This is a genomic window from Micromonospora cathayae (genome assembly GCF_028993575.1).
GTDB lineage: Bacteria > Actinomycetota > Actinomycetes > Mycobacteriales > Micromonosporaceae > Micromonospora > Micromonospora cathayae.
On the sequence record NZ_CP118615.1, the window covers coordinates 6,930,700 to 6,948,696 of the forward strand.

General features: G+C 67.3%; 8 protein-coding genes. All 8 read right to left on the bottom strand.

The features are described from left to right. Positions 1–193: 193 nt before the first annotated feature. From dpdD to dpdE, 8 genes are read right to left on the bottom strand one after another with little or no spacing between them, the layout of a single operon-like run. Complete coding sequence (dpdD, locus tag PVK37_RS30500) at positions 194–2,320, bottom strand: protein DpdD (RefSeq protein ID WP_275031290.1); 2,127 nt, start codon at positions 2,318–2,320, stop codon at positions 194–196. Continuing rightward, on the bottom strand, positions 2,317–2,850 hold the full coding sequence (gene dpdK / locus PVK37_RS30505) for a phospholipase D-like domain-containing protein DpdK (protein WP_275031291.1): 534 nt from the start codon (positions 2,848–2,850) through the stop codon (positions 2,317–2,319). The genes dpdD and dpdK overlap by 4 nt, the downstream gene beginning before the upstream one ends. Next, positions 2,847–7,250, bottom strand: a complete 4,404-nt coding sequence (gene dpdJ / locus PVK37_RS30510; RefSeq protein WP_275031292.1) for a protein DpdJ — start codon at positions 7,248–7,250, stop codon at positions 2,847–2,849. Before dpdJ ends, dpdK begins: the two co-directional genes overlap by 4 nt. Then, on the bottom strand, positions 7,247–7,951 hold the full coding sequence (locus tag PVK37_RS30515) for a hypothetical protein (RefSeq protein WP_275031293.1): 705 nt from the start codon (positions 7,949–7,951) through the stop codon (positions 7,247–7,249). The genes dpdJ and PVK37_RS30515 overlap by 4 nt, the downstream gene beginning before the upstream one ends. Next, positions 7,948–11,049, bottom strand: a complete 3,102-nt coding sequence (locus PVK37_RS30520) for a hypothetical protein (RefSeq protein WP_275031294.1) — start codon at positions 11,047–11,049, stop codon at positions 7,948–7,950. Before PVK37_RS30520 ends, PVK37_RS30515 begins: the two co-directional genes overlap by 4 nt. Next, positions 11,049–11,921, bottom strand: coding sequence for a hypothetical protein (locus PVK37_RS30525; RefSeq protein ID WP_275031296.1), 873 nt, complete (start codon positions 11,919–11,921; stop codon positions 11,049–11,051). Before PVK37_RS30525 ends, PVK37_RS30520 begins: the two co-directional genes overlap by 1 nt. Further along, positions 11,918–14,503, bottom strand: coding sequence for a protein DpdF (gene dpdF, locus PVK37_RS30530; protein WP_275031298.1), 2,586 nt, complete (start codon positions 14,501–14,503; stop codon positions 11,918–11,920). Before dpdF ends, PVK37_RS30525 begins: the two co-directional genes overlap by 4 nt. Beyond that, a complete protein-coding gene (gene dpdE, locus PVK37_RS30535) occupies positions 14,503–17,592 on the bottom strand; it encodes a protein DpdE (RefSeq protein ID WP_341483407.1) in 3,090 nt (1,029 codons plus the stop codon). Before dpdE ends, dpdF begins: the two co-directional genes overlap by 1 nt. Positions 17,593–17,997: the final 405 nt, after the last annotated feature.

Genomic DNA, 17,997 nt, shown 5'->3' on the forward strand with positions numbered 1-17,997 from the left:
CCACTGCGGAAACTACGCCACCAAGCTCGACAGCCTAGTCGCAGTATCTTGTCCGACGGCGCACCGGCCCGAGCTGGACATCGATCGCGAGATCATCACCGCCCACCACGGCGGCACCCTGACCATCGAACGCCTCCCACCGGTGCCGCCACGCGCATCCGCCTGCCGCTCAGCGAGGGCCGGCGTGACCGGCCTAAGGGCGCCTACTGTCCGAACGCAGCGCTTCCTCAATCGCCTGGACGAACCCCGTGATGCCCCGGCCTCTCGGAAGGACCTGCCGGGAACGTGGTCGTGCATCGTCAATCGCGCCGGTAGCCGCGTGTGTGGCATGCCAGGTGTCCACCACCAGGTAGTCGGCCCGGGTGGCGAACGAGCGCAGCGTCGCTGTGGCCACGTGGTCGGCGTTGCCCACCACGTCGGCGGGAGTTGCGAGCCTGTTGAGGCGTTCCTTGAGGCGTTCCGCGGCTAGTGGCAGCAGCGAGTAGACGCCGACCAGTTTGCCGTCGAGGCGCGACCATACGTCGTCCTCGGCGGGCGCGTCAGCTGGCCTGGCCTTGACCGACAGGCCGAGCTCGGTCGCCAGCAGGGCAATCTCGGTGTCCTGCCGGCTGCTCAGCCGGTGCCGAAACTCTTGACTCCTGATGACTACCTGAGTTGCCACGGTACGGCGGATACCGTCGTCCGGAGCCGGAGCCTCCTGCAACATGTCGACCAGGGCGATTCCCCAATCGGCTGCGGAAGGCGCAGCGATCTTGTGCCATAGGGCGCCGGCGCCCTCCACCCACTCCCGATAGTCCTTGGCCGTCGGGCCGGTACCGACCAGCCTCTCCAGCAGGTCCAGGTAGGCGTCCCGGACTGGGCCACTGAGGTTGTCCTGTTCGCTCAGGACGGTCAGTACGGCGTCGGCAATCGTGCCGGCCACGGTTCCGACCGTCGTCGTGGCCGCCCGGCACAGCAGGTCGAGCGCGAGCCTCGTCTGGTCCTGGTTCACGCCGGTACATCCCTCGAAGAGGGCAACACTGAACGCGTCCGCTTCGTTTGCCGACAGCCGGCCGGCGTCCGGCCAGTCGCCGAACGACGACCGAAGGGTCTTCTCCGCCTCCGGCCAGCGCTCAGCCCGGGCGAGCCGCCGGGCCCAGTCCAGCCAGCCGTCGACGGTATTGCCGGCCAGGCTCTCCAGTTCCTCCAAATCCCGGTTGAGACGGCGGTGCCGTTTCACCTTCCCCGAGGCGAGGAACGCGTGGGCGTGCGCCAGAACCTGCCTGGCACGTGCGCTGTCCTCGCTGTTCAGCACCGATTCGACGGCCGCGTCCACGGCCTCGGCACTGGGCGAGCGGAGAAAAGCCGCCACTGCGGCCGGGTATCGGCCCTGCTGGTACAGGTGCGCCACCGACTCATCGGAAATGTGGATCGGGGCCTCGCGGGTGGGCAGCAGGCTCTGCAGCCAGACCCGCTCGGTCTCATCGGCTGCGGCGGCCAGAACTCGCTCGACCCTGCCGTGGTCGGCCTGGGCAACGCCGGACACCAGGACGGCCGCACGACCATGTGGGGTGCTCGGCACATCGACGGATCCGAGCAACGCCGCAAACCGGGACTCGGCATTTCCCGGCCCGGTCTTGCCCCGATCACCGAACTCGGTGTGCCAGACCATGTCAAGGAGGATCTCGTTGACGGCGCGTGGTCGTCGTGCCTGCAAAACTTCCGGCAGATTGGCCAACTCGGCCAACTCTCGCCAGCGTTCCAGCTTCCCCAGTTTCTCGATCTCAAGGAACCGCAGATTCTCCCGGCTCAGCCGCCCAGTACCGCGAAGCGCGGTCAGTAGGTTCTCGGCTTGTGTCCCGTCCCGCCGTAACAGCGCAAGGCGGAAGTCTCGCAGGAGATCCACGAACGAGTGCAGAAGCGGCCGGGTGTGAATCTCTCCCCGGTCCATCCGTACCGAGACGAGCGTTTCGATCCGCTGGAGCATCTGGCCGGGTTCGACGCCGAGTCGTCGGATCAGCGACAACCGCTCAAGACCGGCGTCCCGTAGCGCGGCGTCGACTGGGCACCCGCCAGGGTCCGGTTCCACCGATTCGAGGGTCGCTACCGCCGGGCCGAGGAATGCCTCTAGCACCTCACGTCCCTGTCGCTGCCCCTCATTGCCCGCGGACACCAGATAGAAGCCCTGAGGCTTGCGGACAAGCGGAAGGATCAGCCAGTGACCGACGCCGGGGGTCCAGCGGGTGAGCTGTTTGTCCAGCAGGATGTCGACCCGCTCGGCGAGCTCCCGAAATCGGCTGAGGTCTCCGGCCGCCGCCCGCAGGGCCGTCGCGTTGCTCATCGCGGCGCGTCTCCGAACCGGTCCCACATCTCCATCCGGGCCTCGGTAACGTACGGTAGGTCGGCCCGCAACTCCACCTGGCACTCCCGAAGTTCAATGCCACCGTAGGTGAGATCCATGCCACCGGTCAGCACGAAGTCATCGCCGACCAGCGTCTTCGCCCCGGACTGCTCGATGTCGTCGACGACGAACCGCACTCGGTCACTAACGCGCAAATCTTGAGCGAGGAACTCCAACCGGTGCCGAAATGCCCGATTTCGCTGGTCGAAGCTCGTCACGACCACGATCGACGCACCCCTATCGGCGAGAGCGCCAAGGACCTCGGCGAGCCGGATCGCGCGGCGCCCGAATCGCGACAACTCGGTGTACATCCCGGCACTGTTGTCCAGCATCTCCATGTCCGCCACCGACGGCGCCACCAGCCAAAGATGTGTGCTGGGCACTACCAACTCGGCGGCAAGGACGGCACCTAGCAGCTTCTTCGTCTCGATTTCGTTCTGCGCCTGCGACCTGTGGATGACCCGACTCACTGCGCCTCCCTCAGCAGAAGGCGTGCGCTAACCTCGTCCGGCCCTGCAGTGACCCCCACCACGACGGGATGGCACAACAGGGTGCCGACCTCGACCGGTGTGGTCTGCAGATCCAGGAGTGCGGCACGCAACTCCCGACGATCGGTGACGACGCAGCGGAGCACGATCTCGGCCTCGTCGAGTAGCGCCTGATGGATTTCCGCCCGCCGGTCGTCGTTCCACGGCGCGGCCTCTACCCGGACCGGCCCCAGGTGGGCAAGTCGCCGGATGTCGTCGAAGTCGACCCGCAACGACGGCGCATACGGGTTGTAGGTGATGTCCGCCTGAGCAGTGTCGGCCCACGGCCACAACAGGTTCGCCACGGCCCTGGCCCGCCGGCGGCTGTCGACCTGCCCGTCCAGGCGCAGCACCGGGTCTATCGCAATTTCATGGGCGAGCAGGCCGCCCAGGGTACGGCCGTCCACCGCCAACCCCGACGCCTGATCCGCCCGGTCACGCAGGTCAACCCAGGACCGCACGGTCTCCAGTAGGTCAGGATGAGCACCCGGACCGGCCAGCCGGGTGCTCAGCACCGACCGGGCCGGGCCGCCGAGGCGCAACCCGATCCGGGAGACGACGCCGTCCACGGCGTGGCTGGCACCGGCCACCGCGCTGTGGCCCAGCCGCCACGCGCCGCGCAGCTCGTGGAGCGCGGCGTCAAGCTCGCCGGATCCGAAACGCAGCAACGTCACGAGTTCAGCGTCCATGGTCTCGGTCTCACTGGGCCGCAGCGCGTCCTCCAGAGCCCGCCCGAAGGAGTCCGGGTCGGTGGTCGCCGCGAGGTGGAAGGCTTCCACCTGTCCGGTGCCCCCGGGGGAGCGTTCTGATAGCCAGAAGACATCGTCCTCGGACGGATCCAGATCGACCATGAGCTCCTCGATGTCCAGGCCGGGGCACATCGCCCCAAGCGCGGCAAGCGTCAACTGGGCCGACGACAGGGTGTACCGATGCCGCCACCACGCGATCCACGCGGGCGACCGGTCCCTGGCGGTGACCTCGTTGATGGCTGCCTCGACGGCGGCCAGCAGTCCCAGGTCACGAAGCCAGCCCTCCCAGTCCTCCACCTCACCGTCGCCGGTGGATTCCCGCGAACCCACCCCCAGGTCGGCCCGAGCCATGTCGAGATGATCGCGCAGCCCTGGTCCAGTCAGCGGTCCCGCGCCGTACATCCCGGCCCGAGCCACGCCGAGCAGGACGCAGCCGGCGAGAGTAGTCCGATCCAGGTCGGACATGGTCTCCGGCAGGCTCGCCTCGGCCGTCAGCACCTGTCGCAGCCGCTGTGCCCGCTCCAGCCCGGTGATCGCCGGCAGGCGGTCCGGCATCCGGGTTCGGCCCTGCAGCGCGTCCGCGTGCACGTCAACACCGAGGGCCGCAGGTTCCCACAGCTCACCGCTCATCGCACCGAACTTCAGCCGGACCGGTTCGGGCCGGGGACGCCAGATCGTCCCGTGGGCAGTACGCGCGAACCGGACCGTTCGCACGCCGCCGCCGTGCGCGTGCAAGTGGGCCGTCATACCGGCGATGAGCCGCTGGGTCCGGGCCGTCAGGTCTATCTGCTTGCCCTGCCCGAATGGGGTCACCTCGAACTCCCAGTCGGGCCGGACCGTCGATGCGTCCCGCACCTGCTCGTCATTCACACCCTCGAGCGTTGCCGCCACCGGGGAGTAGACGGGCACCCGTCGGTCGCCCGAGCCGATCACGTCGATCAGGGTTCCCCGGTAGGTCTGCCGCACGTCGACCCGCAGTTCCAGCTGGGTTGGATCGGCCTCCGGCAGCGGGATCCAGTGCCGCTTGTTGGCGGCCCAGATGCCAAAGTGCCGGGTAACGTTTCCGGGGCAGAACTCCCGCAGTGTACGCAATGCGGGGAGGTGCTCGACCATGATGACGTTGGACGCGCCGGGCAGTCGCAGCTCTACGTCCGGCACGATTAGGTCCTCGAAGAGATTCCCCGGCACGAACTGGCGCAACGGCGTCCGGCTCCGTATCCCGCGATCGTCATCTGCGGGCTCCTCACCCCGCCACTGATCCTGCAACTGCCGGTGGATCGTGGGCACCACAGCGAGCAGGAGCGGTCGTGGCGCCTCCCAGAAAAGAGTGTCGACCAGCGAGTCGCCCCACTCGCCCTCTAGGCTCAGCGCATCGCGGACATGGCGGCGCAAGCGCTCCCGCTCCGGTCCCGGATGCATCAGCCCGCCGAGCAGCTCGGCCAGCAGCAGCTGACGTGCCCTCGCCGCCTTCTGCCGGTCGGCGTTCTGGTGCAGCAACTCGGCCGGGCCGCAGAGGTCGGCCCATACCGAGTCCCGGCCCCGATAGCGGAGTTCGATGCCGAGCCAGTCGAGAAGCGCGTAGACGGCCTGGATGCGAAGTACGTACAGGTTTTCCAACGGTAGGTTCCGGGGCGGAAGCTCTGGATCGAAGAGCGCCTCGTAGCCGTCCCACGCGAACCGGTCCCGGCCCCAGTCGCTGAGCACCACAACGGTCCAGGGCCGAGTCGCCGGGTGTCGGCCCGCCCGCCCTTTCCGTTGCAGGAACTGGGCGGCGTCGTGCGGCGCCTTATGCTGGAGAACCGCACCGACCCGGTCGTCGTCGAAGCCTACCTCCAGGGTCGCGGTGGCCACCACGACCTGAGCGTTCGCCGCCACGCCGCGATCCTGGGAGCTCGTGCGGTCGATAATAAGCGGCTGGTCGTCCTCGATGCCGTGGCCGAGGTACTCGGGCATCCACCACCATTGGCCGTCGGCATCCCGGTCCGCCGCCGCTTGCGCGGCCCCCGGCCGGAGCCGGCTCTGCTCGGCACTGCGCAAATGCGCCAGCGTCAGCGGCCGGCGTTGCAGGGCCACACCCGGCCACCGCAGGCCCTCGGCGTCGAGCAGGTCCCAGTAGAGCCGGTTGGTGCTGTCGAGCTTGTCGGTGAAAACAAATAGGCGGCTGCCGAAGGCCCGATTCGACGACGGGATCTCCGAGAAAAGGTCGTCGTCGTCAACCTTGTCGAGGCTCCGGGCGAGCACCATCGCGGTCTGGATGCTTGTGGATAGCGTCCCAGCGCCGGAATGCGGATCGCTGCGCAATGCGAGAAGGTACTCGGCACCATCCTCCACCAACTCCTCGGCCTGCGGAGTGACCTCTAAGGCATGACCGGGTGGCAGCCCGACCAGCCGCGCGAAGAATTCCGGTGCCTGGTGCAGCGTCGCGGAAAGCCCCACCCAGGTGAGCGGGCGGCCGCCCAGACGGTGTTTCAGGCGACGAAGCAGGATCGCGTTCTGCGCGCCGGTGGTGCCCTGATAGGTGTGCACCTCGTCAAGGAGGACTGCTGACAGAGTTGCCGGATGCACGCCGAACGCGGCCAGGCTGCCCGGTGCGGCGAGCTGGCGATTGAGCGACTCCGTCGTGCTGAGCATGAGATGTGCCGGCCGCTCCCGGGCGCTGTCGCGGGTCAGCCGCAATGTGCCGTCGTCGATCTCGGTGCCGCAGTTGGCACACGTCAGCCGCTCGCGCTGAGCTTTCAGGTCCGGACCGGACCAGTAGAGGTCGCCGTCGGGGCAGTCGACGCATCGAAGGAAGGGGCAAAGGAAACCGTTGCGCCGGTCCGGCTGCCAGCCCTCGACCCAGCCGTTCGCGACATAGTGCGAGCTGGATGGGGTGAGACCGAACCACGTCGCGATGCTGATCGCCGGCCCGCCAGCAGCACGAATCCGACGAAGGTAGCGGACGATCGTACGCAACTGATCCTTCAGGAGTTCGTTGCGCGGATACAGCGCTAGCGCCACGGTCTCCCCGTGGCGGGTGCCCGCCATCTGGTCCGTCAGCCAACTCAGCAACGGCAGGTAGAAAGCCAGGGTCTTTCCGCTACCCGTGCCCGCGGTGATCATGACCCCGGCGGACTGCCCGCCCCGAAGGGCACCCAGTACGGCGCTCGCGCTGCGCAACTGGAAGCCGGAGACCGTCTCCGGGGCAAGCAGGCTGGCGGTCTGCTGCGCGGAGCGGCCCAGTGCGGCACTGACCTGATCGAGCAGCAGACCTCGGTCGAGATTGCGCTCCGGCCGGCGACGCGGCCGGTGCAGGAAACGATGGTCCAGAACCAGCGGACGGCCCTCGGTGACCCGCCGGCTGGGAAATGACTGGCGCAGGGTGGCGAGCAGCCGGATGGTCTCCGCGCTACGGCTCCGGAATCCGGCGCCGTCGGGCGTCCGGACGACGAGCGCGGCTTCCGTCAACGCCGCTAGGTCGGCCCGACCGGCCCCGTGCTCGGCCAGCAGAGCGAGCAGTTCCGCCTCGGTCCACCAGGCGCCCACCGCACCCCAGGTGAGCAACTCCGCCTCGCGAAGTTCGATCGCGGTGAGCAGGTCGGCCAGACGGGTCACGATTTCTGGTCCCCGCTGGTTCCGAACCGGACCCGCACGGAGCCGAGCAGGTTGTGCTCGGTGAGCCAGTCGCGGACACCGTCGAGCAGGTCGACGCTCGCCCCGCCAGGCCTCGTCGCGGCTATGACGAATGTACGTACACGCGCCGGCAGTTGCTTCTCGATCTGTTCGAATAGAACCGTGGCATGTTTGAGCGCCTGCACGTCGGCTTTCTTGGGTGGGCGTCTGAGCGCTGTCTCGAGGGGCCGCACGACGTTGTCGAGTTGGGCTACCTGGGCTTTAAGGCCAGTGTCGGCACCGCCGAGCATCTTAATCGCTCTCGCGAACTCCGGCATCTCACCGATCACTTCCTTGACGTGAGCGGACCACAGTGCCACGATGCCGACACGAATCTGCCGGTCGAGGAACTCTTTGAGGTCCCGCTCGAAACGTTGGACCGTCCGCTCGCTCGGATCGTTGGCCGTGTGTTGAAGCTTACGCAGATCGACATCAATCGAGGTTGGCACGGTGACGCCGGTCCACCAGTAGCCCTTGCCCAGTTCGGCGGCTTCCGCGAGGCCCGGCAGCTCGGCCAGGAGCCGATCCAGTGCCTCCTGAAGTTTGCCCAGCGTCTCGACACGTTTCCTGGTGCCGGCAACGTCGCTGGCTTTCCCCACCGCTGCCTCGGCGGTGGTGATCCAAGTGGGTAGCACTTCGGTCATACGGCACCTCCGCCGGCAAGGACCTGCATGAACTCCTCCACCCGGCTCAGGTCCTCGCGTGCGACCTGCGCCAACTGGTCAGGATCGCCGTGTACCCGGCTCTGCCGGACCGCCTCGGCCGCTGTCTGTTCGAGACACAGCTTCAGGAAGCGCAACGACTCTACGCCAGACAGCACGTCCCTGAGGTAAGGCCGGAGTGCGAGCACGTCATCCACCGGGTTGCCCGCCGTCGGGCGCGCAACGTCGGCAAGCAGCTCCGGACGCAGGTCGCGAAGCAGTTCGACCTTCTGGAGAAACATCTCCCAGCCGTTGGCCGGCCGGAACATGTTTACCCCGGCTCGGGCGGCACGCAGCCCGATCTTCTCTGCCGCGTCTGCGATGGTGGTCGGATCGCAGTGGGCGAGGCCCTCGGCGAGTTCAGTGATCAGGGCCTTCGCTGCGGCCAGCCGGGCTGGCCCCTCGGCGGTCAGGGCCTTCAACAGCTCGCTGGCGGCGAGGGCGACCACCGGCGCCGCGTCCTGGTATTCGGCGGCGGTCGCCCGGAGGAAACCGGCGGGTGACTCGGCGGCCTCTCGCAACGCACTATCGAGTTCGGCGATGTCGAACAACTGCGGGTTGGGCGCGGTGCCCTGGCGGACGGCCGCAAACTGGTTCGCATAGTCCAGGGCGGGAGCACGCCGCAAGGCAGCGCGCGCCGCCAGGTGGACCGGTCCCCAGTCCTGGGTCTCGCGCTGCTCGGGGATGTCGTCGCGGTATCGGAGCACCGCTGTGACGCCGTCCAGATCTTCGGGCGGCACGCCGAGCGCGCGCAGGGCGATGGTACGCACTCCCAGAGCGGCGCGGGCCGGTCCACGTCCCTTGACCTTTTCCCGGAAGCGCTGCCGAACCTGTTCGGCCCAATCGTCGAACCGGGCCTCGACCTCGGCCATGATCTCGCCAACCTGGTAAGAGTCCGGCCATTCCCAGGTGCCCTCATCGGGCTTCCAGTGGCCATGGATGTACCACCAGTAGGCGCCGAACAGAAACCGCACGTTCTCCTTGCCGCGCTTGAGCTCGAAAGGCCGGTTGGTCGCTGCGGCGACCCGCCCGTAAGGGCCCTCAATGTCGAACGAGGTCAGGCCTAGAATGGAGTTCAGCACATCCTTGCCGGCCCCCTTCTCGGTGTAGTACAGGTCCTGGTCGAGTTGGAGCCGGGCGCCGAGCATGTCGCGCAGCATGTTGCGATACCGGTCGACGTCGACGTTGGGCAGGTCCTTGCCGCCGCCCCAGGGCGCCAACTCCCGCATCGGCGTCCGCTCTTTGGCGACGGGCTGTGCCGGAGGGGCCGGGGGTTGTGGCCTGGGCTGCGGCGCGACCGGGCCCGCCGGCTTCGGCGCGGCCTGCCGGACCGGCAGGCCGAACGCCTCGACGATCTGCGGCGGCAGCGGCTTTTCCGCACCCCAGAGCACCAGGGCTCGCAGCAGACGCTGGGCATCCGGGCCCTGCTGTGTACCGATCAGGCTTTCCTCCGGACGTTCCTGCTGCCAGTTGAAGCGGTCCTTGATCTCGGGGTCCGGGTAGTGGCCGGCGGCTAGATGGGTGTCGGCCCGGATGAGCTCTCCTTGGATGAGGGTCTCCAGCAGGCGCCGTGGCGTGACGGCCTCTCCAGGCGGGTTGGCCTTCGGCCCGGCCAGCGCCTGCCGCAGTGCGTAGTCGTTGTACGGGAACAGCCCAACTCGGCCCAGGCCGCTGACCTCCACCGTGCCGAACCCCGCGTGGCACTCGCTCCGGAACCGGCATGGCGAGCCGTCTTCCCGGGTGTCGCACGCGTTCGGGATCCAATCCGTGGCGTCCGGGCTTTCACCGGCACGGGCCTCGTCGATGTTTTCGCGCCCGACCCGAACCAGGTTCAGGTAGCGAGCGAGAAAGGTTGAACGATCCTTCAACGCGGAGTCGTCGACCTCGAACTCATGGGTGATCCGGGTCAGAACCGTCTTTGGGATCCTGCTGTGACCGGTGGTGACGGCATAGACGACGCGCAGCGGCGCCAGGTCCGCACCGGGCTGGATCACGAACTGGTCGTACAGTTCGCCGTCTATCAAACCGAACTGGGCCAGGTCCTCGAAGAGCAGCACGAGTTCGAGCCCTTCGGCCCACAGCGCCTCCCGGGATTGCCGGAACAGCGAGTCTAGGGTGTCGCCGTCGGCCGCCCTGGTGCCGAACGCCCGTGGGACGGCGACTTCGAGCGCATCGCCCAACAATTCGAGAGCCGGTTCCGGGAAACTGACGATTAGATTCCGGATCTCCTGGAGCCCGGCTCGGCTCCGCGCCTCCTTCGCGAATTGAGCCTTCCGCAGGGGCAGGTCGTCGACGGTAAACCGATTGTGCTGCCGATCGCGCCGGGAACTCTCCGTCTGGCTGGTCCGGGCAATGTCGCGAAGCAGGCCCTCCTTGCGCAGCAGCCACCTGTTCAGTTCGGGCAGGGCCAACAGGTCGGCCAGCCCGTCACGGCGTTTACCGTTTTCGTCGCGTTCCCCGAGGAGGTTGTTGCGGTCCTCCCGCAGATCACGCTCCTCGTCCGACTCGCCGGGGACGGGCGACTGCTCCTCGATCTGCCAGGTGAGCGCGTACCGCATCTCCTCCAGCAGTTTGTCGGCCAACTGCTCTTCGCTGATGTTGCCGACCGCCGCGTCGATGCGCTTCATGAAGTCGCTGCCGTCGACTCCGGGCAGTTCGGTGACCAGGCGGCGGAGCAACTCCCGCAGCGTCTGGATCGCCCGGGGCACATAGAGAATCCGGTATTGGTCGTCCGCGGCGCGCAGGTGGGCGTGGACCCAGCGTACGATGTGGCTCTTGCCAGCGCCGGAGCCGCCCGTCACAGCGACGAGAGTGTTTCGCTCGCTGTCGCCGAAGCCCTCCATCAGGGCGGTCAACACCTGCTGCTCACCGGAGAACCCCGGGTTTAGCGCGATTCCCTTGGCATGCTTGATCGACATCGGGGTGTGCGCGGCAAGGAAGACGGCGTCGGCGTCGATGGATAGCGCGCCGATGTCCGAGTACACGGTCCTGCGAACGTCCGCAGTGCTCCAGCAGCGGAACGACTTCATCGTTTCGGTCATCAGGCCTTCTCCAGGGTGCGCACCGCGCCGATGGTCCAGGACGCTCCAGCGACTCGCAGGGTGACCGTCTGGGGCGAGTCATCCATCGGTGTGGTCTCGATGAACTTGCGCAGTGCGAGTTTGCGCACCGCTAGGGCGACGGCCGGGCTGACTCCCCCGTGTTCGTTGCGGTACGGCAGCGGCTGCCGGAGTTGCTCCCTGCCGAGAACCGGTAGGACTTCGAAAAGCCGGTCGAACCAGCGCTCAGCCGGCCCGTCGTCCAGCAGGTACAGGACGTGGGCGATGGCGACGGACGGGTCGGCGGCGAGTGCCTCCCGCGCCTTGCCCTTCAACCGGACAGCGAGGCCGAGAGCCAGCGTCCACCGCCGGAAGGCCCGCCACTGGTTGGCATTGATGATCAGGGTCTTCACCCGGTAGTGGCCGAATTCATTCTCGGGCCGGTCATTCCAGTCCCAGTCCAAGGCCTTGGCCGGGTCTTGGTCCAGGAACCAGGTGAGCGCCAGCGCGAGGTCGGGTACTTCCTGGCCGGTGCTGGCGGCCTCATGCGCCCGCATGCAGAGCTGCCGGAGAACTGCGCCGGAGAACTGCGCGGCGTCGGCGGACTTCACATCGGTGGCTTCCGGGGCGATGCTCCACCGCTCTGGGCGGGTCGCCGGGTCGGACGTGAACAGGTCCAGGTAGCGGCCGATCCGCAGCGACGCGGTGACCACGTCCGACTGGTTCGACGCTGGGCGGTCGGCATCCGCGTCGAGGGCCTTCAGGTCCGCCCGAATCTTATCTGTGGTGGCCGGTTGCGGGCTGCTCGCGAGGTAGTCGAAGATCACCCGCATCGCCGGAACACTCGCCAGCAGGTGAGTCGTTAGGAAGTTCACGCTCGTCCTCCAAGGACGTGTAGTGCGGTACTCGCATCGAGCGCCCCAATGTCCCGACCGACGGCTCGGTTGCCGATACTCGCGCCGGTCCTCACCAGTAGTACGTCGTAGACCCGTTCAGGGCCGAACGGATGACGGGCGCTCCGTCGCAGCCGTGCAATTAGCCAGGACGCCGGCACCCGCCGGTCATTGAGGTAACCGACGAACGACGAACACGGCGTCAAGTCGCCCGGCGAGATCGGCTCTGGATCGACGAAGATCGTCGCCGCGGTGCCCGTCTCCGGCACGCCGACCCCGCTGAAATGCCGCACGCCCCGGGCGAGTAGCGCCCCGGCGAGCTCAGCGGCGACGCTGTCCGGATACGGGTCGTGCAGGACGATTAGGCCGTCGGCCGCCGCGGCTGCCGCCGCTAGGTCGTCCAGGTCGGCCACGAAACCCGTCGCGACTGGCCAGGAATGGCGCGGCGCGGGATGCGGTTCGGCCGCACGGCGTACGCCCCCCGCCCGGCAGCCCGGACACCGGCCGCACCGTTCCGCGATCGCGGCTGTGTCGGCCGCATGCCCGAACAGGCGGTAGGGTTCCTCGCCGGGTTCGTAGTAGTTGGCAATGGCGGTGCAGGCCGGCATGGTTTTCCTGGCCAGTTCGGCCATCGTGCCGAGCATCGCGCCGGACCGAGCCATTTGTTTCTGCCGCCACGGTTCCCAATGCTCTTCCCAGAACTCGAGTTCCTCATGGTCGGTGCGCACCACCTCGACGGCGACCCAGTCGCGCGTCCTGCCGGGAGCGGCCGGCGGCAAGTCCCGGGTATCCTCTATGTAGGCCAAGCGCCTTCTCAAGACCTTCAACTCGACCAGGCCCTGTACCAGGTGCGCATTCCAGCGGCGATTATAGGAACCTTCGCGGGAAAATCCGCTGTGTTCCTCCAGATCGAGGAAAGCGCTGATCGCCCGTGAATCGCCGGTGCCGAGCCGGATTCGGTGTTCCCAGAGGTTCCGCCAGCGCTTGTGGGCCTTCCTCGGCGTGAGCAACGTGACGCCGAGGCTGTCTGCCTCCTTGATATCGGCCGGCAGGTGGGTGAGAAGCACAGCAGCGGACGGCTCGCCGTCCCTGCCGCCACGACCGATCTCCTGGTACCAGCGGTCGACGGTCTCGGGCAGGCACGCATGGACGACCGAACGCAGGTGCGGATAGTCGATGCCCAGGCCGAACGCCGACGTGGCCACTACCAGATCGACGGTAGGCGGCGAGCCGTCAACTCCGGCTCGCAGTCCAGTGAGCACTGCCTGCCGTTCCGTCCCGCCGGTTTGGCCTGTGACCACCCGCACCCGCTGCTGACCGTAGCCGTGGTCACGCAGCCAGCGCGCCCACGTCGTCGCCTCCTCCGGCCGCGTGACGTAAAGCGCGAGTGGGCGCGGCAGATGATCGACCGCGTCGAGAACCCATCGCTTCCGCTCCTCGGCGTCCTCGGTGCTGCCGATCCACATCTCCGGTTCGGCCCGCAGGGCATTGGCGGCGATAAGCGCGCACGGCCCGGGATCGCTGAACAACTCGTGCAGATCAGCGATTTCGTATGATCCCAGCGTGGCGCTCAGCAGAAGGGTTACCGGGGCGTCGTACTCGCCGACCCGGCTGAGCAGGTCACGGCGCAGATCGGCGAGCATTCGGAACTCCGGCCGGAACGAGCGTCCCCAGTGGGTCACCAGATGTGCCTCGTCTACCACGAATCCGGCTAGGCGGCCACGTGCTGCGGCTTCCGCGAGCGTGTTCCGAAGCGCGCGTGTCATCGACTCCGGTGAGGTCACCAACAGCGGCTGTTTCCCAGACAACACGCGCGATCGCATTTGTTCACGCACGTCTTCCTGGGTGTCGCCGGTCCAGGCGAACTTCAACTGCGACGGGTCACCGCGCACCATCCGCGGCGCATAGTGCTCCCGGAACCGGCGCTCGAAGTCATAGGCCAGCGCCACGGTCGGCACCACGATGAGAGTCGCCGAAGCTCGGCGTGAGTCCGCGAGGCTCAACGCCACCTCGGTCTTGCCCGAACCGGTGGGCAGCATCGCGATGATCGTGCTGCCAGGCTTCGCCGACACCACGGCCCGACACGCGGCCCGCTGCCCGGGGGTGCGATAGGTGTTGAATCCGGTGCTCGCCAGAAAGAACGGGTCGGCGGCCGGGAGTTCTCGATCGCCGTCCGGTGTACTCCAGCGGCTACCGGGGGCGGCGGCGTCATCCGGTCGGTCCGGATGACGACCGATATCGAACTTCTGCCAGTGCGGCTCCCAAGGACGCGCAACCCACTGTCCGGGAGAAACCTCCCGCAGGCCGACCTGGTCCGCGGAACGCCTCAGCCGTGCCGACACATCCAGGGACACCGAGACCTCGTCAGAGTACGCGGGGATGAGCCGCCATCGGCGCACAAGATGACGGACCAGCACCGCCAGATCGAGATCACTACCTCCCCCCTGGCCCATTACGTCGGCCACCCGCTGATACAACGCGTCCTTGAACGTACCGCCCGCCGGCTGACCGACGAGGATCGCGCGTAACCGGTCCGCCTCGTCGTCCGTCCAACTCCGTTCCATCAGCTGGTCTCCGGCTGGAGGACGATGACCCCGCACGCCACAGCGGTGATCCGTGGTGCGCTGATGCCACGCTGAAGCGCCTCGGCAAGCTTCTGCTCCCGCAGCAGTTCGTTACGGGCGCTCGCCTTCGCGGACTCGCCTCGCAGCCGCTGCGATCGTGACTGGAGGATCGCGGCGCGGGCAGTGTGTTCCTGCCCGGCCCGGGCCAGCGCCTCCCTGATCGACGAGTTCAGTGCGGGGTCCGAGCGCAGTTGGGCGTACGCCTCGTCTCGACCGAGCCGGCACAGGTGCTGCCAGTCCGGCAACTGGCGATTGAGTTCGTCCCAGCGGGTACCACTGATCGCACGGTCCCGGGACGGGTCGAAAGGGGCCCCCACCTCCCGGACGAGCCGGGCGTCGGTCAGCGGACCGTCGGCGGTGGACCGGATATGCAGCAGCATTGGTGGTAGCAGCGCGTCACCACGCCGCTGAAGCCGTGGCCGCAGGCCGAAGTTCTCAACCACCAGCGACGGATCGAACTCAACCATGAAGTCCACGGCCAGACAGAGCAGGGGAAAACGTACGCCACGGCTGACCCGGGAGAAGATCCGGGCACGGCCCCGTTCATCGGTGCGCAGGTGTTCGGCCAGCCAGTCCACCAGCGGATCACCGATTCGCAGCGGGACCACTCCGCCGCCTCGCTGAGTGGCCAGATCGCGGTTGAAGGTCACCCGCCGGGACAGCAGTGGCCGGATCTCGTCGGCCTGGTCCGTGGAGAGTCCCGGGTAACGTGCGCTGCGGGCATTGTTGAACCGCACGATGCCTTGATCGTCCTCGGACGGTTGCAGATTGATGCCGCCGGAGGAGAGCACCAACTTGGTGAACGCCTCCCGGAAACGCATGCCGTCCTTCTCGGACTCCCGCAACTCGGCCACCCGTGCGTCGTCGAAGTCGCTGCCCACGGCAACCGACTCCAACTCCTCGACTAGGTCGATCCCCTCCAGTTCCTCGTTCAGGTCGGTGCGCACTTCCTCGAGGTCGAGCTCGAAAGCGCGATGCCCGTCGCTGAGCATGCTGGCCCGGCGATCCTGATACATCTCTCCGAGTTGCGCGTGCAGCGTCGCGATCGACCGATCGAAAATGCCGATGCCGTCGGCCAGGAGCCGAATGTAGGCGCTGACCCAGGCACTCTCGGGCTCGTCGAAAACGACTACTTCGGCCGGTTCGCTGTGCCGTCCGAAACGATCGAGCCGACCGATCCGCTGTTCAAGCCGGTTAAAGTCGACCGGCAGATCGAGATTGATCAGTGATCGGGCGACCTGAAGATTCCTGCCCTCCTCCGCGGAGAGGTCGACGACCAGCACTCGTGGTTCGCCGCGATGGAAGTCCTGGACATCCCGATCGCGCTGCTCGGCGGACATCGACTCCAGATGCCCACCCGCCCGCCGCGGCCAGCGTTCCAGCGCCATCTCGTGGAAGGCGGCGGCCATCGAAGGGCTCCCTGCCACGACGACCTTGTGCCCCGCGGCCATTCGCTCGTCGGCGAGCTGCGCCGCGACCCGCAAGCGCAGACCGATTTCACTCATCCGGAGCCGGGCCGTCATGTTGTCGAAAAGGGCACGGAACCTCGCCGGGACCACGGCCGGTCCCTGGGTGGCGGCGAGCCGCGCCTCGAGGTAGTGCATCAGGGGCAATGGACCACCCAGTGCGTGCTCGACCAGTTCGGGGAAAAACTCGTCGGAATCGTCACCGAGGTCCTCGCGGAACTGCTCGACGAAGGCGTCCACGATCGCGCGTGCGGGATCGTGGATCGAAAGGACATTGCCCTTGCGGCCCACCACGGGATACTCCGTGGCAGCGACCGCGGTGCGCCGGTGACGGATCATGCGCCGGGAGATCCGGTACGTCTCCCGGACGTGGTCCGCCAGTTGGCCCCACCCCACCGCACCCAGATCGTCGGTGAGGCGGCACGCCGCCACCAGTCGGGCTACCACGGGATCGTCGGCGTGCCGTTCGATCAGCGTGTTGAGCACCCGCGACCGGTGCCTCCGGGCGGCCCGCGGGTTCCGCAGTAGTTGCAGGTCACTGGCCTCGGTGTCGCGTTCACGGAGCCGCGCAGCGAACTCCTCGGCGCTGTCGAGTGGGTAGGCGATCGGGTCGATCAGGTGAAGCAGCCGCAGCAGCGTCTCCGGATCTCCACCCCGCACCGGGGTCGCGGAGAGCAGCAGCAGTCCCTGCGAGCGGGTGAGTGACTGTTGCAGCGACTGGTTGCCATCGATAAACGGGAGTAATTGGTGCGCCTCGTCGATCACCACCATCGTGTGATCACAGAGACGCGGCTCGGCGCCCAACTGCTCGTGTGACACGACCCGCAGCCGCTGGGCGCGCAGCGCATCGCTGAGAGCAAGCCGGTCACGCAGCTCGGTGTGCCACTGCCAAACTAGTTGCGCGGGTACCGAGATCAGGGCGGTGGTTCCTGGATCGTCCAGGAGCAACTGTCGGAGGATAAGCCCGGCCTCGATCGTTTTACCGAGGCCCACCTCGTCGGCGAGTAGGTACCTCGGCACCGGGTCCTGGAGGACACGCGCCATCGTGTCCAACTGGTGCTGGTAGAGCTTGACCGGCGCGGATAGCACCGCCGAGTACCCACCGGCCATGCGCCGCTGGAGAACCATCTCATCCCGGAACAAGCGCCGTGCCTCGTACGACGCCGGGAAGTCGCAGAACCCTGCGACGACCGCAGCGACCGGGTCCGTCAGGGGCCGACTCCAGCGGATGGTAATCAGGCCAGCCGACACCTTAAGGGGACGCCCGAAGCCGGGCACGTGCAGGACGTACTCCTCATATCCTGCCCACGTGGTGACTTCGGCCGAGATCCATCCGTAGGGCTTTCCGGGCAACCACACATGGCTGCCGACGGGTATGGGCTTGATCTGGAGATCGGCGATCGGAATGGGTTTGAACTCGACCGCGACACCGGGAATGTCGACGAACTCGACGATGGCCATGCCACCTTCGGCTGCCGCTACCCGGCCGAACCCCAAATCTTGGGTTGCGGTCCACACCCAACGCCCAACATAGCCCCTTTTGTCGGATTTTCTAATCGCCACCTAGATTCCCGGAAAGGCGCTAGCCGACCACCACTGTCCCAAACTCATCCGTATCTTCCTCCCCCACGCCAACCCTGCGTCATCGAGTGCCACCGGACCGGATCCACCAAAATCGGACATTATCCAGTATCGGTCTCGGACCGGTGCGGCTAAGGATCACATATCACCGTTCTCCGCGACCGATTGAACACCGATCCACGCGACCCGGCAACCCTAGTCAACGCCGCTCGAATCACGGAGACCGACCTTACACGGCGAGTCTCACGGCGGGCGGTGGGCGGCAATCTGGGCCCCGGATAGACGGCCGGTGTCGAAGGCGAGGCCGCAGCCCATCGAGAGTGTGCTGCACCGGGTGATCTCCGCGAACCAGCCCTGCCCGCTCGACGGATCGGGCCCCAGCCGTCG